This is a genomic window from Afipia sp. GW823-FHT06G09 (assembly GCF_058794875.1).
The window spans coordinates 826,576-848,645 of record NZ_JBXAHF010000003.1 but is presented as its reverse complement, the minus strand read 5'-3'; the positions used below and the strand labels follow the sequence as shown (position 1 = coordinate 848,645).

At 62.4% G+C, this 22,070-nt stretch carries 19 protein-coding genes and 1 pseudogene; 15 read left to right on the top strand and 5 right to left on the bottom strand.

Annotated elements, in window-relative coordinates:
• The first annotated feature begins 2 nt into the window (after window positions 1-2).
• Window positions 3-770 (top strand): ABC transporter ATP-binding protein, encoded by a 768-nt coding sequence (locus tag AC1Q67_RS16610; RefSeq protein WP_492236404.1) that lies wholly within the window; start codon window positions 3-5, stop codon window positions 768-770.
• The gene (locus AC1Q67_RS16605) at window positions 767-1,477 is read left to right on the top strand and encodes an ABC transporter ATP-binding protein (RefSeq protein WP_492236403.1); all 711 of its coding nucleotides are present in this window, start codon (window positions 767-769) and stop codon (window positions 1,475-1,477) included. The genes AC1Q67_RS16610 and AC1Q67_RS16605 overlap by 4 nt, the downstream gene beginning before the upstream one ends.
• 89 nt (window positions 1,478-1,566) lie before the next feature.
• Here the strand turns inward: AC1Q67_RS16605 and AC1Q67_RS16600 are convergent, their stop codons facing one another.
• The gene (locus AC1Q67_RS16600) at window positions 1,567-2,091 is read right to left on the bottom strand and encodes a hypothetical protein (protein WP_492236402.1); all 525 of its coding nucleotides are present in this window, start codon (window positions 2,089-2,091) and stop codon (window positions 1,567-1,569) included.
• Window positions 2,088-2,993 carry a helix-turn-helix transcriptional regulator gene (locus tag AC1Q67_RS16595; RefSeq protein WP_492236401.1) on the bottom strand — a complete coding sequence of 302 codons (906 nt, stop codon included), beginning with the start codon at window positions 2,991-2,993 and terminating at the stop codon, window positions 2,088-2,090. The genes AC1Q67_RS16600 and AC1Q67_RS16595 overlap by 4 nt, the downstream gene beginning before the upstream one ends.
• 158 nt (window positions 2,994-3,151) lie before the next feature.
• Between AC1Q67_RS16595 and AC1Q67_RS16590 the strand changes: the two genes are divergently transcribed.
• The 6 genes from AC1Q67_RS16590 (at window position 3,152) to AC1Q67_RS16565 (ending at window position 11,547) form a co-directional block, all read left to right on the top strand.
• A complete protein-coding gene (locus tag AC1Q67_RS16590; protein ID WP_492236400.1) occupies window positions 3,152-4,702 on the top strand; it encodes a benzoate-CoA ligase family protein in 1,551 nt (516 codons plus the stop codon).
• A gap of 113 nt (window positions 4,703-4,815) precedes the next feature.
• Window positions 4,816-5,637 carry an alpha/beta fold hydrolase gene (locus tag AC1Q67_RS16585; RefSeq protein WP_492236399.1) on the top strand — a complete coding sequence of 274 codons (822 nt, stop codon included), beginning with the start codon at window positions 4,816-4,818 and terminating at the stop codon, window positions 5,635-5,637.
• 105 nt (window positions 5,638-5,742) lie between these two features.
• Complete coding sequence (boxC, locus tag AC1Q67_RS16580) at window positions 5,743-7,431, top strand: 2,3-epoxybenzoyl-CoA dihydrolase (RefSeq protein WP_492236398.1); 1,689 nt, start codon at window positions 5,743-5,745, stop codon at window positions 7,429-7,431.
• Between the two features lie 118 nt (window positions 7,432-7,549).
• Window positions 7,550-8,995 (top strand): benzoyl-CoA 2,3-epoxidase subunit BoxB, encoded by a 1,446-nt coding sequence (boxB, locus tag AC1Q67_RS16575; protein ID WP_492236397.1) that lies wholly within the window; start codon window positions 7,550-7,552, stop codon window positions 8,993-8,995.
• A gap of 12 nt (window positions 8,996-9,007) precedes the next feature.
• On the top strand, window positions 9,008-10,213 hold the full coding sequence (gene boxA, locus AC1Q67_RS16570; protein ID WP_492236396.1) for a benzoyl-CoA 2,3-epoxidase subunit BoxA: 1,206 nt from the start codon (window positions 9,008-9,010) through the stop codon (window positions 10,211-10,213).
• 233 nt (window positions 10,214-10,446) lie between these two features.
• Window positions 10,447-11,547, top strand: a complete 1,101-nt coding sequence (locus tag AC1Q67_RS16565) for a glycosyltransferase (RefSeq protein ID WP_492236395.1) — start codon at window positions 10,447-10,449, stop codon at window positions 11,545-11,547.
• On the opposite strand, the gene AC1Q67_RS16560 is transcribed toward AC1Q67_RS16565, so the two are convergent.
• Entirely contained in the window at window positions 11,544-12,350 is an 807-nt protein-coding gene (locus AC1Q67_RS16560; protein ID WP_492236394.1) for an SDR family NAD(P)-dependent oxidoreductase, read from the bottom strand. The two genes, AC1Q67_RS16565 and AC1Q67_RS16560, sit on opposite strands and share 4 nt — an antisense overlap.
• Before the next feature lie 89 nt (window positions 12,351-12,439).
• A complete protein-coding gene (locus tag AC1Q67_RS16555) occupies window positions 12,440-13,498 on the bottom strand; it encodes a polysaccharide deacetylase family protein (protein WP_492236393.1) in 1,059 nt (352 codons plus the stop codon).
• Window positions 13,499-13,703: 205 nt separating this feature from the next.
• Between AC1Q67_RS16555 and AC1Q67_RS16550 the strand changes: the two genes are divergently transcribed.
• The 5 genes and pseudogenes from AC1Q67_RS16550 to AC1Q67_RS16530 all read left to right on the top strand — a co-directional run bounded on the left by AC1Q67_RS16550 (window position 13,704) and on the right by AC1Q67_RS16530 (window position 18,566).
• Complete coding sequence (locus AC1Q67_RS16550; protein WP_492236392.1) at window positions 13,704-15,098, top strand: OmpA family protein; 1,395 nt, start codon at window positions 13,704-13,706, stop codon at window positions 15,096-15,098.
• 2 nt (window positions 15,099-15,100) lie between these two features.
• Complete coding sequence (locus AC1Q67_RS16545) at window positions 15,101-15,397, top strand: hypothetical protein (RefSeq protein ID WP_492236391.1); 297 nt, start codon at window positions 15,101-15,103, stop codon at window positions 15,395-15,397.
• Window positions 15,398-15,402: 5 nt separating this feature from the next.
• Window positions 15,403-15,930, top strand: a pseudogene (locus tag AC1Q67_RS16540) (DinB family protein).
• Between the two features lie 165 nt (window positions 15,931-16,095).
• On the top strand, window positions 16,096-17,145 hold the full coding sequence (locus AC1Q67_RS16535; protein ID WP_024577163.1) for a putative bifunctional lysylphosphatidylglycerol flippase/synthetase: 1,050 nt from the start codon (window positions 16,096-16,098) through the stop codon (window positions 17,143-17,145).
• Window positions 17,146-17,255: 110 nt separating this feature from the next.
• A complete protein-coding gene (locus tag AC1Q67_RS16530) occupies window positions 17,256-18,566 on the top strand; it encodes an ATP-binding protein (protein WP_492236390.1) in 1,311 nt (436 codons plus the stop codon).
• Window positions 18,567-18,662: 96 nt separating this feature from the next.
• Here the strand turns inward: AC1Q67_RS16530 and AC1Q67_RS16525 are convergent, their stop codons facing one another.
• Window positions 18,663-19,172, bottom strand: coding sequence for a GcrA family cell cycle regulator (locus AC1Q67_RS16525; protein ID WP_024577165.1), 510 nt, complete (start codon window positions 19,170-19,172; stop codon window positions 18,663-18,665).
• Window positions 19,173-19,727: 555 nt separating this feature from the next.
• Here AC1Q67_RS16525 and AC1Q67_RS16520 point away from each other — a divergent pair.
• On the top strand, window positions 19,728-20,948 hold the full coding sequence (locus AC1Q67_RS16520; RefSeq protein WP_492236482.1) for an aspartate aminotransferase family protein: 1,221 nt from the start codon (window positions 19,728-19,730) through the stop codon (window positions 20,946-20,948).
• Window positions 20,948-21,886 carry an ornithine carbamoyltransferase gene (gene argF / locus AC1Q67_RS16515; protein ID WP_492236389.1) on the top strand — a complete coding sequence of 313 codons (939 nt, stop codon included), beginning with the start codon at window positions 20,948-20,950 and terminating at the stop codon, window positions 21,884-21,886. Before AC1Q67_RS16520 ends, argF begins: the two co-directional genes overlap by 1 nt.
• The last annotated feature ends 184 nt before the right edge of the window (window positions 21,887-22,070 follow it).

The following is a 22,070-nucleotide window of genomic DNA, read 5'->3' as shown; positions in this document are numbered from 1 at the left end:
TCATGACTGATGCTTCCTCCGTCGCGCTGCGGGCCGTCGGCCTGAAGAAACATTTCGGCGGTCTCACCGCCGTGTCCGATGTGTCGCTCGACGTTCACACCGGTGAAATTCACGCCGTGATCGGGCCGAACGGTGCGGGCAAATCGACGCTGATCAATCTGTTGTCCGGTGACCTTTCCGTGAGCGCAGGCGAGATCATGCTGGGTCAGGACGACATTACGCGGCTTGCGCCAGACCGCCGCGCCCGTGCGGGTCTGGGCCGTTCGTATCAGAAGACCACGATCTTCCAGCAGTTCAGTGCGCAGGAAAACGTTCGGCTGGCGGCGCAGGCGCATGCCGCATCACCGTTGAAGATGTTTGGCGACGTGTTCTCCGATGCGGACGTCAACCGTCGCACCCGCGAGGCGCTGGAGCAGGCGGGGCTTTCGGCGCGCGCGCAGATGACGGCGATGCATTTGAGCCACGGCGAGCAGCGGCAGCTCGAGATCGCCATGGTGCTGGCGACGCAGCCGCGCATCATCCTGCTCGACGAGCCGCTGGCCGGCATGGGGCAGTCGGAAGCGCGCAAGGTGGTCGATCTGATTGCGTCGCTGAAGAGGGGGCGCGCCGTGCTGGTGGTCGAGCACGACATGGATGCGGTCTTTGAGCTGGCGGATCGATTGACTGTCATGGCGGACGGTCATGTCATCGCCAGCGGCCTGCCGCAGGATGTCCGCACCGATCCGGCGGTGCGGCTCGCCTATCTCGGCGTTGAGGAGGACGCGGCATGAGCGCGTTGCTTGATGTCCAGAAACTCGAAGCGTTTTACGGCGCGGGCCAGGTGCTGCACGGCGTCGGGTTGTCGATTGCGCGCGGCGAACAGGTGGCGCTGCTCGGCCGCAACGGCATGGGCAAGACCACGCTGCTGCGTTCGCTGATGGGACTCCTCGCTGACCGGCGCGGGCAGATCACGCTCAACGGCCGCGACATCATGCGGGCCGCGCCCGAGACAATCGCGCGCGCGGGCGTGGCGTTGGTGCCGGAAGGCCGCGGCGTGTTCGGCTCGCTGTCGGTGGTGGAGAATCTCGTGATGGCCGCGCGCCCCGGCGTCGACGGACGCAGGGTATGGACGCTGGAGAAAATCTACGAGCTGTTTCCGCGTCTGCATGCGCGCCGCACCAATGGCGGCCATCAACTGTCCGGCGGCGAGCAGCAGATGCTGACCATCGGACGCGCGCTGATGACCAATCCCGATCTGATCCTGATCGACGAAGCGACCGAAGGGCTCGCCCCGCTGGTGGCGAAAGACATCTGGAAGACGCTCGGCATCATTCGCAGTGAAGGCGTCGCGACCATTGTGGTCGATAAGGATTTCCGCTCGCTGTCGCGGATCGCCGACCGCATGGTGATGCTGTCGAAAGGCACGGTGGTGTTTGACGGCACGCCTGCCGAGCTGGCGCAGAAGCAGGATCTGCTGGAGCAGCATCTGGGGGTTTAGGACCGTCATTGCGAGGAGCGCTTGCGACGAAGCAATCCATCTTTCGAAAGTTAAGAGTGGATTGCTTCGCTTCGCTCGCAATGACGACGCTAAGTGACTACCACCAGTCCCGCATCACTCGCTTCGACAATGTCCCGCTCCAGCGGCTGCGGCCACTGCACCACAAGCGTGCCGATCAGATCGGTCAGCCCATCCTCATCGAACGCATCATAAAAAACAGGTGCATGAGCGCGCGCAATGAACGCGTGCAGCAAATGCGCGGCGTCGTAATCATAGACAATGTCCGTCGGCACGATGCCCTCGCGCCGCATCAGGAAGCGGCGGAAGCCGGTCAGCCGCGCGCGAGCATCATCTAGCGCAGCGAACGACAGCACCAATGCATTGTGCGGAATGCGCGGGCCATCCTGCATGCGGTCGAGCATCGGCAGCGCGTTGGCGTCAATCACATCGGCAAGGGTGCGGAAGTCGCTCGACATGTCGTCGATGTGCAGCGTGTTGCGGATCGCAACCATGTTCGCCGCGTCGAGTCCGCGGGCGCCGAGCAGATCCGCCAGTGTTTGTGCCGCCGCCGTTGCGACGGTCACAGGTGATGCAAGGTCGAGGACGCCGCTCATTGCGCGGCGACGGCGCGCGGCGCGAAGGTGATCGGTTCCTTGGCCAGCAGCGGCGCGACGGTGTCGGCGAGGCGTTTCGCGGCTTCCTCGACATCGAGCCCGGCGGTGTCGACCTGCGCCGAGGCGCGCGCATAGAGCGGCTCGCGGCTGAGCAGGATGGTGCGCAGCTCCTGCATGGCGGAGCGATCGTCCGCCATTGGCCGCAGATCGCCCTGCTTGCGCACGCGCCCCATATGCTCTTCCGGCTTGGCCTTCAGCCAGATCGTATAGAACGACGACAGCACCAGATCGAACGTGACCGGCTCGGAGACAATGCCGCCGCCGGTCGCCAGCACGATCGGCTCCTTGCGTGCGAGCAGTTGCGCCAGCGCCGCCTGCTCCATGCGGCGGAAACCTTCCTGGCCGTAGAGGGCGATGATCTCGGCGACCGAGAGGCCGTTCTGCTTCTCGATCTCCTTGTTCAGCTCGACAAAGGTCCAGCCGATTTTCTTCGCCAGCATTTTGCCGAGCGTCGATTTGCCTGCGCCGCGCAATCCGATCAGCGCGATGCCGGCGAAGGTGTTGCCGCGCGCCGCGCCGTTGCCGGACAGGGCTTCCTTGGCCTGCGCGATCTGCTGCGGCGTCGCCGTTCGCATCAGATCGCGGATCACCAGCCAGTCGGGCGTTGTGTCCGCGGTCGGGATCAGGTCCTCGACATGCGCGCCCATCGCCGCGGAGACCCGGCGCAGCAGCACGATGGAGACGTTGCCCTTGCCGCTTTCGAGCTGCGCGATGTAGCGCTCGGAGATTCCCGATACCTTGGCGAGCGTTTTCCGCGACATGCCGCGCAGCGCGCGCATGGTGCGGACGCGCTGTCCAAGCTGCTCAAGGAACTGGCTTTCCGGCTCTACCTGCGGGGTCATCTCGATTTCGACTCGTGGGCGCACCTGAAACATAATGCCGGAAAAGGTTGACAGCAAGCTCAGGGGGTGACTTTATATGAATTATAATTCTAAAACGATCCAAGGGAGAGCGTCGTGCGGGTGAGGGGTGGACTGGGCACCGGCCCAGCGTCGAAGTCATGAGCGATTCAGGCGGCGGATACAATGCCGTGGCCTACCTGCTCGACCGCAACGTCGACGCAGGGCGCGGGGCCAAGGTCGTGTTCAAGGACCCGGTGTCCGAGATCACCTATGGCCAGTTGCAGGCGCAGACGCGCCGGCTCGCGAATCTCCTGAAGCGGCTTGGTGTGCGGCGGGAAGAGCGCGTCGCGATGATGATGCTCGACACCATCGACTTCCCGATCGTGTTCCTGGGCGCGATCCGCGCGGGCATTGTGCCGGTGCCGCTCAACACCCTGCTGACGTCCGAACAGTATGCCTACGTGCTGGCGGATTGCCGCGCGCGCGTGCTGTTCATTTCGGAAGCGCTGCTGCCGGTGGTGAAGGACGTGCTCGGCCGCATGCCGGATTTGCAGCATGTCGTGGTGTCGGGTGCAAACGCGAACGGGCATCTGCTGCTCAAGGATGAACTCGCGAAGGAAAGCGATCAGTTCGTCACCGCCGCCACCCATCCGGATGAGCCCGCCTTCTGGCTCTATTCGTCAGGCTCGACCGGCATGCCGAAGGGCGTGCGTCATCTGCACTCCAATCTGGAGGCGACTGCGGAGACCTACGCCAAGCAGGTGCTCGGCATCCGCGAGGACGATGTTGGCCTGTCGGCGGCAAAACTGTTCTTCGCCTACGGCCTCGGCAATGCGCTGACCTTCCCGATGTCGGTCGGCGCGACCACGATCCTCAATCCCGAACGTCCGACGCCGCAGGTGATGTTCGAACTGATCCGCAAGCACGATCCCAGCATCTTCTTCGGCGTGCCGACGCTGTTCGCGGCTATGCTCAACGACGAGGGCTTCAAGAGCGAGCCGCGTACCAAACGTCTGCGTGTCTGCACCTCGGCGGGCGAAGCGCTGCCCGAACTGGTGGGCCAGAGCTGGAAGGATCGCTTCGGTGTCGACATTCTTGATGGTGTGGGCTCGACCGAACTGCTGCACATCTTCCTGTCCAACGCGCCGGGCGACATCAAGTACGGCACCTCGGGCAAACCGGTGCCGGGTTATACGGTGCGTCTTGTGAATGATGCGGGCGCGGATGTTGCGGATGGCGAGGTCGGCGAACTGATCGTCAACGCTCCCTCGGCCGGTGAAGGCTACTGGAATCAGCGCAGCAAGAGCCGCCAGACGTTCGAGGGCGGCTGGACCCGCACCGGCGACAAGTACACCCGCGATGCGGACGGGCGTTACACCTACTGCGGCCGTTCCGACGACATGTTCAAGGTCTCCGGCATCTGGGTGTCGCCGTTCGAAGTGGAGAGCGCGCTCATTACGCATCCGTCGGTGGCGGAGGCCGCCGTCGTGCCTGCCGAGGATTCCGAAGGTCTCCTGAAGCCGAAAGCGTTCGTTGTGCTGAAGCAGGGCGCGTCGGTCAGTGATCTCAACGGAGCACTGAAAGAGCACGTCAAGCAGAAGATCGGCCCGTGGAAATATCCGCGCTGGATCGAGGTGGTGGAGTCGTTGCCGAAAACTGCGACCGGAAAAATCCAGCGCTTCAAGCTGCGGGCCGGCGCGAGGCACTAGCCTGTCATTGCGAGCGGAGCGAAGCAATCCACTCTTAAGAAAAGAAAACGGGATTGCTTCGTCGCAAGTGCTCCTCGCAATGACGAACTGAAGTGGAACGACGAGGAAAACCAATGACTATCCTGCAACCCTCCGGCACACTCACCATCGGCGCCGCGCAGCTCGAGTATCGCATGATCGGGCCTATGCCCGACAAGGCGCCGACCATCGTGATGCTGCATGAAGGTCTCGGCTCGGTCGGGCTGTGGGGTGACTTTCCCGAAAAGCTGCAGGCTGCGACGGGCGCCGGTGTGTTCGTTTATTCACGCGCAGGTTACGGCAACTCATCACCGGCGAAACTGCCGCGGCCGCTGAACTTCATGGAGATCGAAGCGCTTGATGTGTTGCCGAAGGTGCTGGACGCCATCGGCTTCCGGCGCGGGCTGCTGCTCGGTCATTCCGACGGCGCGTCGATCGCGACGATCTATGCCGGCGGCATTCAGGATCATCGCGTGCGCGGCGTGATCCTGATCGCGCCGCATTTCATGGTCGAGGAGTTCGGTCTGGTTTCGATCAAGAAGACCAAACAGAACTACGACACCGGCGACCTCAAGCCGAAGCTCGCGCGCTGGCACAAGGATGCCGACAACGCGTTCAACGGCTGGGCCGATGTCTGGCTCGATCCGAAATTCCGCGAATGGGACATTTCGGAATCGCTCGCCTATGTGCGCGTGCCGGTGGAGATCATCCAGGGCTCCGACGATCAGTACGGCACGCTGCGCCACATCGAGATTGCGCAGGCCGAGTGCTACTGCCCGGTGGACGTGACGATCATTCCCGGCGCGGGCCATTCGCCCCATCGCGAGACTCCCGAACCCACCCTCCGGGCCGCGGCGGATTTCGCCAACCGACTGCTGTCCCTGCATGGGGAGGGTGCCGTGGGCCGGGCTGCCTGACATGCAAAAAAGTGCATGTTGAGTGCAATATAAAGCTGGACGCGTCCTTTAACCTGCACTATTGTGCATTATAATTCAGATTTCAGCTCGGATCGAGAGACAGCCATGGCCGCGGAAGACCGAAAACTCGCCAACAGCGCGACCTTCATCGATTTCCAGACCGAGCCATCGAAGTACCGGCACTGGAAACTCGATGTGGCGGGCGATGTCGCCACCCTGACCATGGATGTCGACGAGAACGGCGGCCTGTTCGAGGGCTACCTGCTCAAGCTGAATTCCTACGACCTCGGCGTCGACATTGAACTCGCCGACGCCGTGCAGCGGCTGCGCTTCGAGCACCCGGAAGTGAAGGTGGTGCTGCTGCGCTCGGGCAAGAACCGCGTGTTCTGCGCCGGCGCCAACATCCGCATGCTCGCGGGTTCGACCCACGCGCACAAGGTGAACTTCTGCAAGTTCACCAACGAGACCCGTAACGGCATCGAAGATTCGTCGGAGAATTCCGGCCAGCGTTTCATCTGCGTGGTCAACGGCACCGCGGCCGGCGGCGGTTATGAACTCGCGCTCGCCGCCGACCACATCATCATGGCGGACGACGGTTCGGCTGCCGTCGCGCTTCCCGAAGTGCCGCTGCTTGCGGTGCTGCCGGGCACCGGCGGGCTCACCCGCGTTGTCGACAAGCGCAAGGTCCGACGCGATCATGCCGACTTCTTCTGCACCATCGAGGAAGGCATCAAGGGCAAGCGCGCCGTGCAGTGGCGGCTGGTGGATGAAATCGTCTCCAACTCCAAGCTGGAAGCCAAGGTCGCGGAGCGCGCGAAGGAATTTGCCGACAAATCCAAACGCAACGGCGAAGGGCAGGGCATCGCGCTGACGCCGCTGAAGCGCAGCTTCACCGAAGATGGCATCCGCTATGGTTTCGTCAGCGTCGATCTCAATCGCACGGGACGCATCGCCACCATCACCATCAAGGCCCCCGAAAACGATCCGCCCGCCGATGTCGTCGGCATGACCGCGCAGGGTGCGGATTTCTGGCCGCTTCAGGTGGCGCGTGAACTAGACGACGCCATCCTGCATCTGCGCATCAATGAGCTTGAAACCGCGATGCTGGTGTTCAAGTCGGTCGGCGAACGCACGCGGGTGCTGGCCTATGACGCGTTCCTCGAAGCCAACAAGGCCAACTGGCTGGTCAACGAGATCCGTCATTACTGGAAGCGCGTGCTCAAGCGCATCGATGTCACCTCGCGCACGCTGGTGACGCTGGTCGAGCCCGGCTCTTGCTTCGTCGGCACGCTGGCGGAACTCGTGTTCGCATCCGACCGCTCCTACATGCTGATCGGCGAGAAGCAGGGCGACAATCGCGCGCCCGCGGAGATTGTTCTCTCGCCTGCGAACTTCGGTCCCTATCCGATGAGCCACGGCCTGACGCGGCTGGAATCGCGCTTCCAGGCCGATCCATCGGATGTCGAGACAGCGAAGGCGAAGATCGGCGAAGCGCTCGATGCCGAAACCGCCGAGGACCTGGGTCTCGTCACCTTCGCGCTCGACGACATCGACTGGGACGACGAAGTGCGCGTGTTCCTTGAAGAGCGCACGTCGTTCTCGCCTGACAGTCTTACCGGCATGGAAGCGAACCTGCGCTTCGTCGGGCCCGAGACCATGGAATCGAAAATCTTTTCGCGGCTCACTGCGTGGCAGAACTGGATCTTCCAGCGGCCGAATGCGGTGGGGGAAAACGGCGCACTGCAACGCTACGGCACCGGCGAGCGCGCGCAGTTCGACATGACGAGGGTTTGAGAAATTTAAATGCCGTCATTGCGAGCGAAGCGAAGCAATCCAGAGCCACATAAAGAAGCTGGATTGCTTCGTCGCTTCGCTCCTCGCAATGACAAAGCAACCTGACGGAGAGCACGCCATGAACATCATGAACGTCGACTACACCACCAAGATCCCGAACAACGTCAATCTCGCCGAAGACCGTCAGGTGCTGAAAGCGCTGGAGGGCTGGCATCCGGGATATCTGGACTGGTGGAACGACATGGGTCCGGACGGCTTCCAGGAATCGCTGGTCTATCTGCGCACCGCGATCAGTGTCGACCCGAAGGGCTGGGCCAAGTTCGATTACGTCCGCATGCCGGAATATCGCTGGGGCGTCCTGCTTGCGCCGCAGGATGAGCAGCGCCTTGTGAATTTCGGCCAGCACAAGGGCGAGAAGGCGTGGCAGGAAGTGCCCGGCGAATATCGCGCGATGCTGCGCCGCCTCGTCGTGATTCAGGGCGACACCGAACCGGCTTCCGTCGAGCAGCAGCGTCATCTGGGTAAAACTGCGCCGTCGCTCTATGACATGCGCAACCTGTTTCAGGTCAATGTCGAGGAAGGCCGCCATCTCTGGGCGATGGTCTATCTGTTGCAGAAGTATTTCGGGCGCGACGGCCGCGAAGAGGCGGACGATCTGCTGCGCCGCCGTTCCGGCGACGAGGACGCGCCGCGTATGCTCGGCGCGTTCAACGAAGCGACGCCGGACTGGCTGTCGTTCTTCATGTTCACCTTCTTCACCGACCGCGACGGCAAGATGCAGCTTGAGTCGCTGGCGCAGTCCGGCTTCGATCCGCTGTCGCGCACCTGCCGCTTCATGCTGACGGAAGAAGCCCATCACATGTTCGTCGGCGAGACCGGCGTCAGCCGCGTGCTCCAGCGCACCTGTGATGCGATGAAGGCCGCCGGCATCGATGATCCAAACGATATCGAGAAGGTCCGCGCGCTCGGCGTCATCGATCTGCCGACCATGCAGAAGAAGATGAACCTGCATTATTCGCTGTCGCTGGATCTGTTCGGTTCGGAGGTCTCGACCAACGCCGCGAACTTCTACAATGCTGGCCTCAAGGGCCGCTTTCAGGAAACCAAGATCGATGACGATCATCGTCTGACCAACGACATCTACAAGGTGCTCAAGATGGTCGATGGAAAGATCACGCTGGTGGACGAGCCCGCGCTCACCGCACTCAACATGCGGCTGCGCGACGACTACACCGAGGATTGCGCCAAGGGCGTCGAGCGCTGGAACAAGGTGATCGAGAAGGCCGGCGTGAATTTCCGTCTCGAATTGCCGCACACCGCGTTTCATCGCCAGATCGGCGAATTTGCCAATGTGCAGGCGACGCCGAAGGGCATCATTGTTTCCGATGCCGAGTGGGCGAAGGTGCGCGACGACTATCTGCCCTCGACGGCGGACGGCGATTTCATTTCCTCGCTGATGGAGCCGGTGTCCGAACCCGGCAAGTTCGCGAACTGGATTGCGCCTCCCAAGGTCGGTATCGACAACAAGCCCGGCGACTTCGAATATGTGAAGATCGCGGCGTAACGGACGAAGCCTATGAATGCGCCGACGCAGGAATTGCTGAAGCAACATCTCATCGATCCGGAAATCTGCATTCGCTGCAACACCTGCGAAGAGACATGTCCGGTCGATGCGGTGACGCATGACGGCAACAACTATGTCGTCGATGCGAGCATCTGCAATCACTGCATGGACTGCATCTCACCATGCCCCACCGGATCGATCGACAACTGGCGCGTGGTGACGCGGGCCTACTCCCTTGAGGAGCAATTCTCGTGGGAGGAATTGCCGAAGCAGGAAGAGGTCGCAGCAGCATCTAGCGAGGGCGGCACGGTCGAGGCACTTGAGGACGAGGTCTCAAGGCTTTTGGAAGAGGCCCGCAAGGGGCTCGGCGGCAAGCCGGTCGCGCCGCATTCCGCCAGCAAGCCGACGGTCAATCTCTACAACCGTGGCAAGCCGGCGACGGCGACGGTCACCGGAAATTTCCGTCTCACCGATGCCAACGCAGATTCCGACGTGCGTCACATCATTCTCGACTTCGGCGATCAGAAGTTTCCGGTGCTGGAGGGCCAGAGCATCGGCATCGTCGCGCCCGGCACCGATGAGAACGGCAAGCCGCATGTGGCACGGCTCTATTCGGTGGCAAGCCCACGCGGCGGCGAGAAGCCCAACACCAACAATCTCGCGCTCACAGTGAAGCGCGAGGACAACGGCGTCTGCTCGAATTATCTGTGCGATCTGCCGCGCGGCGCCAAGCTCGAAGTCACCGGTCCGTTCGGCGCCACCTTCCTGATGCCGGACGATCCCGCCGCAAACATCATCATGATCTGCACTGGCACAGGCTCCGCGCCATTTCGCGGCTTTACCGAGCGCCGTCGCCGCGCCATGCCGGATGCACCGGGACGGTTGCTGCTGTTCTTCGGCGCGCGGCGTCCTGAGGAATTGCCGTATTTCGGCCCACTGCAGAAAGTGCCTGAAAAGCTGCTCGGGAAATATTTCTGCTACTCGCGTGTGCCGGATCAGCCGCGCGTGTATGTGCAGGATCGGATTCGCAGCGAGATGGCGCAGATCGCCGCGCTGCTGCGTGACGACAAGACCCATGTCTACATCTGCGGGTTGAAGGGCATGGAGACCGGCGTTGATGAAGCGTTCGCCGATGCCTGCCGCTCGGCGTCGATCGACTGGTCAGCGTTGAAACCGAAGATGCGGGAGAGTGGCCGCTACCACGTTGAGACGTACTAGCGCGTTCGCGGCTCTCGCAAACAAACGCCCCCCAGATGTGCGGCGCATTTTCCAAAAAGGCTGCCCTAGAATAGCCGTGTCCGCTGGCCACGTTCCGTTTTTTGGAATGCCCAGTCCCGAGGTTCCAGGGTTGTGATCGTGATCTGCGTCATCAAGGCGCGGAATGGTCGCTTGGCGGCACCGGGTCAATTTGTTGGCACGCCCGGCGCTCGGGCCGGGGATCGAAGCACATTATGGCGTCTGTACTTCAACTGATTTCGTCGCTGAGTATGGGCGGCTCCGAACGGTTGCTCACCAGTTTCGCCGCCAGTTGCGCAGAAAGCCCCGGCCTGCCGCAGGTCTTTGTCGTCATCAACGACAAGATCAATGCCTATCTGGCCGAAAGCCTCGCTGCGACGGGTCATCCGGTCTATTTCCTGAAGCGCCCGCCCGGTCAGCGCAACCCGCGCATCGTTCTGACGCTGCTCAACATCATGCGCCGGCACGATGTCCGAATGATTCATGCCCACGACACCGGGGCAAAGCATTTCGCCATGCTGAGTAAACTGTATCGGCCGATGAGCGTCGGCTATACCATTCACAATACCGGCCTCGTTCCGGCGTGGGACGGCGTCAAGGTGCGGCTGCATCGGCGGTTCGTCGACTGGAACATCGCGATTTCCGCAGCGGTCGCGCGCGAATGCGAAGCAGCCCGGCTGCAACGAATCTTCAAGGTGCATAACGCGATCCCGCTGGCGTCGTTTTGCGCGCCGGTTCGCTTGCTCCAGCCCGATGCGCCGATCCGGTTGATCAACGTCGCCCGGCTTTATCCGCGTCAGAAGGGTCAGGACATTCTGATCGAGGCCATCGGCATTCTTCGGAAGCGCGGGCTCGACATCCATTGCGATTTTGTCGGCGATCCGCCTGAAGGCGATCGGGAGATGGTCCCGGCCTTGCAGCGCCTTGCCGCCGCGGAAGGCATATCGGATCGGATTCGCTTTCTCTGTGACCGCACCGATATCCCGGCTTTGCTCGGGAATGCCGATGTCTTCGTGCTGCCGTCACGTTTCGAAGGCTTCGGGCTGGTGCTGCTCGAAGCCATGGCGGCGGGCGTTCCGGTGGTCGCGGCCGATGTCGACGGGCCGGCGGAGCTTCTCGTCGATGGCTCGAACGGCATCAAGTTCAAGGCCTGCTCGGCAGAGGATCTTGCGGACAAGATTGCAGCGCTAGTGGCCAATCCCGAAGCTGCTGCGCGCATCGCGGCGACCGCGCAGCACTTCGTGACCGAATTCGACATCGCCAATATGCGCGAACAGTATTTCGCCATCTACCGGCAGATGATGAAGGCGGCCTAGCCTTCGCCCGATACCGGCAGGCTGAGATTCGCGTAGACGATGCCGCCGTCGACAGCGATCGAGTTGCCGATGACATAGTCCCCGGCCCGCGACGCGAGATAGATCGCGATACCCGCCATGTCCTCCGGACGGCCGATGCGCTTGGCCGGGATCGCCTTCGCAACCGAGTCTCCGTGATCGCGTGCCGCGATGTTCATGTCAGACTCGAACGCGCCGGGACAGATCGCCGTGACATTGATATTGTCCTTGATCAGCTTCGCAGCCATGCGGCGCGTCAGATGGATGACCGCCGCTTTGCTCGCTTGGTAGGAATAGGTTTCCATCGGATTGACCGACAGGCCGTCGATCGATGCGATGTTGATGACCTTGCCGGGCTTGTCCTTGGTTGCAGCGGCGCGCAGCGGCTTGGCCAGCGCCTTGGTGAGGAAGAACAGCGACTTGACGTTGAGGTTCATCACCTTGTCCCAGCCGGCTTCCGGGAATTCGTCGAAGTTCGCGCCCCAGGCCGCGCCTGCATTGTTCACAAGGATGTCGATCTTCGGTTCGCGCTTGATCAGTTCTTCGGCCAGCTTCTCGCATCCGGCAACGGTAGACATGTCGATCGGCAGCGCGATGCACTCGCCGTCATAGGCGGCGGTCAGTTCCTTGGCGGTTTCCTCGCAGGGACCGGCCTTGCGCGCGGTGATGTAGACTTTCGCGGCGCCCTGGGCGAGAAAGCCCGACGCGATCATCTTGCCGATGCCGCGCGAGCCGCCGGTGACGACCGCGATGCGGCCCTTCAGTGAAAACAGATCCTTGAACATGGTGCCTCCTGTTGCTTTGGCGGGATATAGCGCCAGCAACGAAGCCGAAGTCAAGGAATGGCGGAACTGCGAATTCTGTTTGAAACGCCCTACGCCGCGTCCACGCGGCGGAAGCCGTTCCACATCGCAGTTGCGGCGCCCGATGTCAGCACCGACAGGAAGCGCGTGGTTTGGTAGTTGCCGTTCAGCGAAATGCGGGGCAGCGCTGTGAGATGTTCGGCGTTCTCGGCGAAGATCATGCCGGGACGCGTGGTTACGGCCGTTGCGAAGCCGAGTTCTCTGGCGATTGCGAACTCGCGTGCGGCGGCGGCCGATTTGTCTCCATATGGATAGGCGAAGTGGCGCGCGGGCTTTTGCAGGTGGTCCTCGATCTGCATCCGGCTGTCGCGCATCTCGCGCAGTGCGCCTGCGTCGGCTTCGCGCGCCAGATTGCAGTGGCTGACGGTGTGCGCACCGATACTCACCAGCGGATCTGCGGAAAACGTCTTCAGTTCATCCCACGACATGCACAGTTCGCGTGCGATCGCGGCATTGTCAACGCCATGCCGGGCGCACAATGCGCTGACTTCGCGATTCACCTCGGTGTCGTTTGAGAGTGTGCGTAACCAGTCGTGAATCTGATTGAACGCGTTCTGCTTGGCACCGGCGTCGTGTGCATCGAGCTGCAGCGTCGCGCCGTCGCGGACGATCTCGATGGTCTCGGCCTTGGCGACAACGCGCTCCAGCGCCTCCCACCACAGCCGGCCGGTGCCCTCTGCGAAGTCGCTGGCGACATAGACCGTGAACGGTGCGTCGTGCTCCCGCATCACGGGAAGCGCATGATCGCGGTTGTTGCGATAGCCGTCGTCGAACGTGAAACAGGCGAAGCGGCGCGCAAAGTTGCGCTGTTCCATCCGGCGATGCGCTTCATCCAGTGAGACGATATCGACATCGAGCGCGCGGACATGCGTCAGCACCTCGCGCAGGAAATCCGGGGTGATCTCGAGGTGCCGGTTGGGCTGGAACAGACTGTCGCCCGCCGGGCGGACGTGATGCAGCATGAAGATCGTGCCGACACCCGCCAGGATCGGTCGCAGCACGTGGTGCGCGCCTGTGAAGTACAGCGCGTCGAGGCCGGCGCGGATGACGTTGTGGCGAAGCTGCTTCATGGCGGCGGGCGTTGGCCGATCGTTCCAGGGATCCGGCTCGAGATTGGGCAGAAACCGTTGAACAAACGGTTATACCGGTGCCCGAAACACCCTCCGGCAGGTACGGCAGGGGCGTGCGGCGGTGGCCCCAGCTTGGCGTTCATTTCCCGTTTGACACCCTGCCAAGGGTTTGTTTTGTCTCCATTCCGTCAGGTGAAGGTCCGGGATGAACCGAATATCCAGTTGGGCGCGAAAGTGGTGGCCGGGGTTGATTCCCTTGGTGTTCCTTTGGATCGGCGCGATCTGGACGAATACCTCGCCTCTCGAGACCGATATTGCTGCGCGCTCAACCGCCGCGCTCAAGGGCACCGTCCTCGACAAGACCCGTATTTCCGTGTCCGGCCGCGATGTTTCGCTGTCGGCGGAGGCTTTTTCGGAGGAGGGCCGGCGGAGCGCTGTCTCGCAGGTCGAAGCCGTCACCGGCGTCCGGCTGATTGACGACGATACCACCCTGATCCGCGAGGCCAGGCCGTTTGAATGGTCGATCGAGCGCGACGTGGTCAGGATCACCCTCGGTGGACATGCTCCGCTGCCTGCAAGCAAGGCGCGCCTGGCGGACGCTGCCCGGGCCGCGGCCGCGGGTACCGAAGTTTTGGATCAGATGATCCTGGCGCGGGGCGCCCCGCCGCGGTTCGACACGGCCGCGCTGTTGCTGATCGATCAGATCGGCAGGCTCAAGGACGGCAAGATCACGCTCAGCGACACCGCCGTCAGCCTGACCGGTATGGCGCGCGAGATCGGCAATCGCGAGGCGATCCTGGCGGCGCTGAAAAATCTGCCTGAAGGTTATTCGGTGAAAGAGAACGCCATCAAGGCACCGCCTTATGTCTTCCGCGCCAACAAGGATCCGGTCGCCAACACCGTTACGCTCGAAGGTTATGTGCCTGACAACAATGTGCATGCCGCCATCGTCGCGGCGGTCGGCCGCAAGTTCTTTGCCGAGAAGCTGGTCGACAATCTGAAGGCGAGCGCCGGTGCGCCGCAGGGATTTCAGAATGCGGTCGTGGCTGCGCTCGGCGCGTTGTCACGGGTCTCGACCGGCTCGCTGATGCTCTCGGACCGGGAGGTCAAGCTGTCGGGCGATGCGCTCTATGCAGTCGCGGCGGACCAGATTCGCGGTGGCATCGGCGGCGAGTTGCCGCAGGGCTGGAGCGTCAAGGCGGACGTCTCCGTCAAGCCGGTGGCCAGTGCGGTCGATCCGACCGTTTGCCAGCAGTTGTTTTTCGAGCTGCTCGGCAAGGCGAAGATCAGATTCGAGTCCGGCCGCGCCACCATCGACAAGGATTCGATGGGTCTGCTCGACAAGCTGATCGAAACCGCGTTGCGCTGTCCGACTGCCAACATCGAAGTGGCAGGTCACACCGATAGCGATGGCGACAACAACACCAATATGGCGCTGTCGGAAAAGCGCGCGCAGGCGGTGTCGGACTACCTGATCAAGGCTGGACTGCCGCCGGACCGGCTGAAGGCCGTGGGCTATGGCAGTTCGCAGCCGGTCGCCGCCAACGACACCGACGACGGCAAGGCCAAGAACCGGCGCATCGATTTCGTGGTGAAATGATCATGATCTATCTTGCGACATTCAACTGGGGTTGGCTGTTGGCATCGGGTCTCGTCGGTCTCGCGATGGGATGGATTGCCGTCGTCCATCGCGGCCGCGGCTGGTCCACGACGACACTGCGCAAGGTCGCCGTGCTGATCGTGGCGCTCATCCTGGCGGCCGTATTTCATCTGGCCCCCGGCCGGGCGGGGTACTGGCTCGATCTCGGTCTTGTCATGTTCGCGGCTTATGTCATCGGCTGCGCTGTTGGATCGTGGCTGCGCAGTCTCGTGGTCGCGCGGCACGCCGCCGCAGGCTGACGCGTATGGCGGCCGGCCTCACGTCGCATTTCCGGATGCTTGGCCACTATAATGCGTGGGCGAATGCGCGGCTGTACGACGCAGCCGGCCGTCTTGGCGAAGCCCAATACAGGGCCGATCGCGGCACCTTCTTCAAATCGGTCCACGGCACGCTCAATCATCTGCTGGCAACGGATCGAATCTGGATGAAGCGCTTTACCGGTGAGGGCGATGCTCCGGACCGACTTGATTCGATTCTGTTCGAGACGTTCGGCGCGCTCCGCGCGGCCCGCGTGGCGGAAGATGCCCGGATCGTGGCCTATGTCGACGGACTGGACGATACGCGTGTTGCCGGAACGATTTCCTATCGGCGTGTCTCCAGCCCCGAGCATTTCGTGCAGGAACTGGCTCCCGCACTGGCGCACTGGTTCAATCACCAGACCCATCATCGCGGTTAGACTCATGCGCTTTTGACAGGGCTCGGACAGCCTGCCACCGAGCTGGACCTGCTGTTTTTTCAGCGCGAGCAAGTCAAATCGGCGTCATCGTCATGACACGGTGTTGACACCGTCGCGGTGCGGCGGACGACCGCAATTCTTAATGTGATCCTTAACGTGACTTCCGCATTATAAATGGGCTCAGATTGGTGATACCGGCCCTCGCGGTTGCCGCGCCGGTCTGCTAGGAAACACGTGGGATAGTGCAATTTTGAGGTCTGGATGCTGGAGACACTGCGCGGGGCCATCGCGTACATGCGCGAGAAGCAAATCCTGCACAAGCTTGGTGTCGCGATCAGCATCGCGATCATCGCGACCGCTTGTTACATCCTCTATCACATGCTCGAGGGTCTCGATGTCGACGACCTCTATGAGGCGTTGCGCGGTACGGAAATCCGCACTGTCGTGCTCGCCGGGCTTTGCGTGGCCGCAGGCTATTTCACGCTGACGTTCTATGACCTGTTTGCATTGCGTGCCATCGGGCGCGATGCGGTGCCCTACCGGGTTGCCGCCTTTGCCGGATTCACCAGCTATTCGATCGGCCACAATGTCGGGGCCAGCGTCTTTACCGGCGGCGTGGTGCGATATCGGGTCTATTCGGCGTGGGGTCTGTCGGCGGTCGATGTCGCCAAGGTTTGCTTTCTCGCCGGACTGACCTTCTGGCTCGGCAATGCCGCTGTGCTGGGTCTTGGCGTCGCCTATCACCCGGAAGCGGCTGCCTCTATCGACAAGCTGCCGGTCTGGCTCAATCGCACGGCGGCGATCGGCATCCTGCTTTGTCTGTGCGCTTACGTGATCTGGGTCTGGATGAAGCCGCGCGAGGTCGGCCGCGGGAGCTGGAGCGTCTTTCTTCCCGGCGGGCCGCTGACGCTTTTGCAGATAGCGATCGGCATCGTCGATCTCGGCTTCTGTGCGCTGGCGATGTATATTCTGGTCCCGGATGAGCCTCATGTCGGGTTCATCGTGGTCGCGGTGATTTTTGTCTCGGCGACACTGCTCGGTTTCGCCAGCCACTCGCCGGGCGGCCTCGGCGTCTTCGATGCCGCGATGCTGGTGGGCCTGTTTCAGTTCGACCGGGAAGAGCTGCTGGCCGGGATGCTGCTGTTCCGGGTGCTGTATTATCTCGTCCCGTTCTTTATTTCTGTCATCTTGCTCTCGCTTCGGGAGCTTATTGTCGGTCTTCGGGCGAAGCGAGTCTCAGCGGCCCTGCGAAGGCTCGACGAAGCTGCGAAGTCTCCGTCGGCCAAGGGGTCGCAGTCTCCCGTATCGTAGGGGTGTGCTGCGTCAGTTCGTGCCTGCGGGTTTTCCGAAATTCGGAAAGGGATGCTGAAGCGGATCACAAACTTCGCGAAGTGGGTGTGAGCGCGAAACAGGTACGGCGCATGACGATAACGTCTTCCAATTCTGGTTTTGCTCCGTGGTCGGACCGGCTGCGGCGGTCGGCGATCATCCTGATTGCGACCGCCCTGGGTCTTGTCGCCTCGGTGGTGTTCGGAGGCCTGACGCTGCCGCAGGCCGGATTGATCTTTCTCGTGATCGCGGGCGCGGCGCTCGTGCCATGGCATCTGCATCAGTCCGTTCCGACAACCGAAGACATGATCGGTGCGCGGCCTGCGGAAACGCCGGTGGTGCAGGCGCTGGTTGGCGGCATGCCCGATGCGGCCGTGCTTCTCGACCGCGCCGGACGCGTGCTGCATTTCAACACCGCCGCGGCACAACTGGCGCCGGCGCTGCGCAGAAACGAACTGGCCCTGTTCGCGCTGCGCTCTCCCGAGATTATCGCCGCGCTGCGCGAAGCCATCGCGACCCGTCAACCGCAGCGCGCCAGCTATGTGGACCGCGTTCCTGTCGACCGCTGGATGGAACTGATCGTGACGCCGCTGTCGTTGCCGACCGCATTCGGCGGCAGCGAATATTGCATTCTGATGACATTCCAGGATCAGACGCCGCTGCGTCGGGTCGAGGAAATGCGCGCCGATTTCGTCGCCAATGCGAGCCATGAACTGCGAACGCCGCTGGCCGCGCTGTCCGGCTTCATCGACACGCTGCAGGGACCGGCGCGTGAGGACCCCAAGGCGCGCGAACGTTTTCTCGGCATCATGCACGCGCAGGCGACGCGCATGGCGCGGCTGATCGACGATCTGCTCTCGCTGTCGCGGGTTGAACTCAGCGCGCATGTGCGTCCCGAAAAGCTGGTCGATGTCGTGCCACTGGTGCGTCAGGTGGTCGATGGCCTCGAGCCGCTGGCGAGCGAGCGTCAGGTTGTGATCGATGTCGAGCTTCCGCAGGAGCCGGTTGTTGTCGCCGGCGACAGTGAGGAATTGCTGCGCCTGCTGGAAAACCTGATCGAGAACGGCCTCAAATACGGCGCATCCGGCGGACGCGTCGTCGTATCGCTGACCGATCCCGCGCCTGCGGACGCCGGTGAGGTCCGGCTCGCGGTGCGTGACTTCGGTCCCGGCATCGCACCGGAACATCTGCCGCGGCTGACCGAACGGTTCTATCGCGTCGACGTTGGCGACAGCCGCGCGCAGGGCGGTACGGGCTTGGGTCTGTCGCTGGTCAAGCACATCCTCAATCGCCATCGCGGGCGGCTATTGATCGAAAGTGTTCCCAATCACGGCGCAACCTTCACGGCCTGCTTTCCCTCAACGAAGACTCCGATAAGCGAGAAAATTTCGGCAAAGGAATAGGATGGTTCGATCCGGAGCATTTTCGCCGCTACTTCGCAACAAAAAAGCCTCATCGGATCGATGAGGCTTTTTCGCTATTGATGAAAGGATTTCCGCTTACTTCGTGCTCGGCCGCGAGGTGCGGCGGCGATCAGAGGCCGGCTGATAGGCAACGCGCGAATGATGCGCGCAGTATGGCAGGCTGGTCAGCGCCTTGCCGCCGCAGAAAAAGAAATCTGGGCTGCCCGGATCGCCGACAGGCCAGTGACAAGTGTTCTCGTTGAGCTCCAGCAGGCTAAGGCGCTGGCTCATCGGCACCACGTTGTCATAGGCGATCGGATCCGGCTCGGCTTCGACCTCAAAGGCGTGGGCCAGCGCGGTGTTACCGCGAGACACCGGACGGCTGATCCGCATCATGTGCTGCGCCGGACGCACCTTGCGCTGCCGGGGCGCGGCGGAAGACGGGCTCTTGGCCCGGCCGGAGAGACCCAGCCGATGCACCTTGCCGATTACGGCATTGCGGGTGATGTTTCCGAGCTCGGCAGCGATCTGGCTTGCCGAAAGCCCGGCTTCCCAAAGCTTTTTCAACTGTTCAACGCGATCGTCGGTCCAGCTTATTACCGTCATCGCACTCTTCCTTTTGATATCGCGCCGGCCATTTTTGACGCGGCGTCGCGATTGCAAACCGTCCAAAATCCCTGTCGGCAGAATCCCTTAGCCCTCGCCGGTTGCATGAAAAGCGACCGGGCGTTTACGCCGTACCGAAGACAATCGAGGATCAGAACCGCCGCACGAGATGTCGTACCCAACGACAGGAATGCTACAATATGCCGTGACTCACGCGCAAGAGTCGGGCATGGCGCGTCCACATGTTCCGGACAAAAAGCAAATAAATTCGATCTTTCTGCGACGTTGCAAATCGCGGTTTTCTTGCCTGCACGGGCGGTTTCATTGCTGGAACAGGTTCAAAACGCCGGATTGTGCTTCATTTGCAGTGATAAACGGGCTGTCGCCCGGCCTCGGGAAGGGCTCGCGTGGATTGACACAACAGGGGCCACCAATAGAATAACCGCCACGTGCCGCCTTTTCGGGCGGCACGTTTCGTTTCCGGGGCAGGCAATTGAGCGACGATCGCTGATGCGATCACGCCGCTGCCGGTCCTTCACCATCGATCAGGTCGCCATGAGCCAAAGTGTCAAACCGCATCTCGACTCTCACATGTTGCCGGTTTTTGCCCGCGCCGACGTTGCTTTCGAGCGCGGCGAGGGCCCATGGCTGATCGCGACCAATGGCGATCGTTATCTCGATTTCACCAGCGGCGTGGCTGTCAACGCGCTCGGTCATGCGCATCCGCATCTGGTCGCGGCGGTGCAGGAGCAGGCCGCGAAGCTCTGGCATGTCTCGAACCTGTTCACGATTCTGGAGGGCGAGCGGCTGGCGACGCGGCTGTGCGACGCGAGCTTCGCCGACGTGGCTTTCTTCTGCAATTCTGGTGCGGAAGCGATGGAAGCCTCCATCAAGATGGCGCGGAAATTTCAGGCAGTGAACGGCCACCCCGAGCGCTATCGGCTGATCACGTTTGAAGGTGCTTTCCACGGGCGCACGCTTGCGACGCTCGCCGCCGGCGGACAGCAGAAATATCTCGAAGGTTTCGGTCCCCGTGTTGAAGGTTTCGACCAGGTGCCGCTCGGCGATCTTGAAGCGGTAAAGAAAGCAATCGGCCCACACACCGCAGGGATCATCATCGAGCCATGGCAGGGTGAGGGCGGCGTGCGCGCGGCGGATCCCTCCTTCTTCCGCGCCCTGCGGCAGCTTTGCGATGACAACAAGCTCGTGCTGGTGTTCGATGAAGTGCAGACCGGCATGGGCCGCATCGGAACGCTGTTCGCGTACGAGAAGACCGGCGTGACGCCGGACATCATGGCGCTGGCGAAGGCGCTTGGCGGCGGTTTCCCGATGGGCGCATGTCTTGCCACGGTCGCCGCTGCAGCCGGCATGACCCCGGGTACGCATGGGTCGACCTTCGGCGGCAACCTGCTGGCGGCTGCTGCGGGCAACGCCACCCTCGACGTGATGCTCGCGCCAGGGTTCCTCGATCACGTTCAGAAAATGTCGCTGCTGCTCAAGCAGAAGCTGGCGTCCGTGGTCGATCGCTACAGCAGCGTCGTGAGCGAAGTGCGCGGCGACGGCCTTCTGATTGGCGTCAAAGCCGTGGTGCCTGCGGGAGACGTCATCAGCGCGCTGCGTGACGAAAAGCTGCTGACGGTTGCCGCGGGTGACAACGTGGTGCGCTTCCTGCCGCCGCTGATCGTCAATGAATCGGAGATCGATGATGCGGTAACGCGTCTCGAACGCGCCTGTGCGCGGCTTGCCAAGACGTCCGCGCAGAGCGAGGCCGTGTGATGACCAAGCTGTCCAATCAGTCTCCGCGGCATTTCCTCGATCTGTTCGACGTGTCGACGCAGGATCTGCGGACGATCCTCGACGCCAGCATCGCGATGAAAAAGCAGCGCAAGGCCGGCGATATGTCCAACAAGCCGCTGGCCGACAAGACGCTGGCGATGATTTTCGACAAGCCGTCCACGCGCACGCGCGTGTCGTTCGATGTCGGCATGCGCCAGCTCGGCGGCGAAGCCATCATGCTGACCGGCGCCGAAATGCAACTCGGGCGCGGCGAAACCATCGCGGACACCGCGCGGGTACTGTCGCGCTTCGTCGATGCGATCATGATCCGGATTCTCAATCATGAAGCGCTGGCCGAGCTGGCCGCGCATGCGACGGTCCCGGTCATCAACGGCCTGACCCGGCGCTCGCATCCCTGCCAGGTGATGGCGGACGTCATGACCTTTGAAGAGCATCTCGGCCCGATCAAGGGGCGCACGGTGGCGTGGACCGGCGACGACAACAACGTGCTGGCGTCGTGGGCGCATGCTGCGGACCGGTTCGGCTTCAACCTGCGCGTGGCGACCCCGCCGGAACTGGCGCCCAACAAGCTGCTGAAGGACTGGATCAAGTCGACGGGCGCGCCGATCGTGCTCGGCACCAAGCCCGAAGAGATGGTGCGCGGAGCCGATTGCGTTGTCACCGACACCTGGGTGTCGATGGGCGACAAGGACGGCGAGCACCGTCACAACCTGCTGAAGCCGTATCAGGTCAATGCCAAGCTGATGTCGCTGGCCAACCCCAACGCCATCTTCATGCACTGCCTGCCGGCGCATCGCGGCGACGAGGTCACCGATGAAGTGATCGATGGTCCGCAGTCGGTGGTGTTCGACGAGGCGGAAAATCGCCTGCACGCGCAGAAGGGCATTCTGGCCTGGTGTCTGCACGCCATCGGCTAAGGTCTCATCCCGGAAAAGAAACCCGGTTTTGAAAACATCGCGGCCGCCCAAAAGCGGGCGCGGTCGCGATGTTCCGGCCGTTCCTCCGCTGGCCTGTGTTCCCGATCCACTCCTTTTTTGCGGAACAAGGCACCCTATATTGTGCGGATACCTCGCTTGATCCATCATTGCCCTGGGGCCGGAA

Coding starts and splice junctions, on each gene's coding strand:
- AC1Q67_RS16610 (WP_492236404.1), top strand. CDS start 3: ATGACTGATGCTTCCTCCGTCGCGCTGCGGGCCGTCGGCCTGAAGAAA.
- AC1Q67_RS16605 (WP_492236403.1), top strand. CDS start 767: ATGAGCGCGTTGCTTGATGTCCAGAAACTCGAAGCGTTTTACGGCGCG.
- AC1Q67_RS16600 (WP_492236402.1), bottom strand. CDS start 2,091: ATGAGCGGCGTCCTCGACCTTGCATCACCTGTGACCGTCGCAACGGCG.
- AC1Q67_RS16595 (WP_492236401.1), bottom strand. CDS start 2,993: ATGACCCCGCAGGTAGAGCCGGAAAGCCAGTTCCTTGAGCAGCTTGGA.
- AC1Q67_RS16590 (WP_492236400.1), top strand. CDS start 3,152: ATGAGCGATTCAGGCGGCGGATACAATGCCGTGGCCTACCTGCTCGAC.
- AC1Q67_RS16585 (WP_492236399.1), top strand. CDS start 4,816: ATGACTATCCTGCAACCCTCCGGCACACTCACCATCGGCGCCGCGCAG.
- boxC (WP_492236398.1), top strand. CDS start 5,743: ATGGCCGCGGAAGACCGAAAACTCGCCAACAGCGCGACCTTCATCGAT.
- boxB (WP_492236397.1), top strand. CDS start 7,550: ATGAACATCATGAACGTCGACTACACCACCAAGATCCCGAACAACGTC.
- boxA (WP_492236396.1), top strand. CDS start 9,008: ATGAATGCGCCGACGCAGGAATTGCTGAAGCAACATCTCATCGATCCG.
- AC1Q67_RS16565 (WP_492236395.1), top strand. CDS start 10,447: ATGGCGTCTGTACTTCAACTGATTTCGTCGCTGAGTATGGGCGGCTCC.
- AC1Q67_RS16560 (WP_492236394.1), bottom strand. CDS start 12,350: ATGTTCAAGGATCTGTTTTCACTGAAGGGCCGCATCGCGGTCGTCACC.
- AC1Q67_RS16555 (WP_492236393.1), bottom strand. CDS start 13,498: ATGAAGCAGCTTCGCCACAACGTCATCCGCGCCGGCCTCGACGCGCTG.
- AC1Q67_RS16550 (WP_492236392.1), top strand. CDS start 13,704: ATGAACCGAATATCCAGTTGGGCGCGAAAGTGGTGGCCGGGGTTGATT.
- AC1Q67_RS16545 (WP_492236391.1), top strand. CDS start 15,101: ATGATCTATCTTGCGACATTCAACTGGGGTTGGCTGTTGGCATCGGGT.
- AC1Q67_RS16535 (WP_024577163.1), top strand. CDS start 16,096: ATGCTGGAGACACTGCGCGGGGCCATCGCGTACATGCGCGAGAAGCAA.
- AC1Q67_RS16530 (WP_492236390.1), top strand. CDS start 17,256: ATGACGATAACGTCTTCCAATTCTGGTTTTGCTCCGTGGTCGGACCGG.
- AC1Q67_RS16525 (WP_024577165.1), bottom strand. CDS start 19,172: ATGACGGTAATAAGCTGGACCGACGATCGCGTTGAACAGTTGAAAAAG.
- AC1Q67_RS16520 (WP_492236482.1), top strand. CDS start 19,728: ATGAGCCAAAGTGTCAAACCGCATCTCGACTCTCACATGTTGCCGGTT.
- argF (WP_492236389.1), top strand. CDS start 20,948: ATGACCAAGCTGTCCAATCAGTCTCCGCGGCATTTCCTCGATCTGTTC.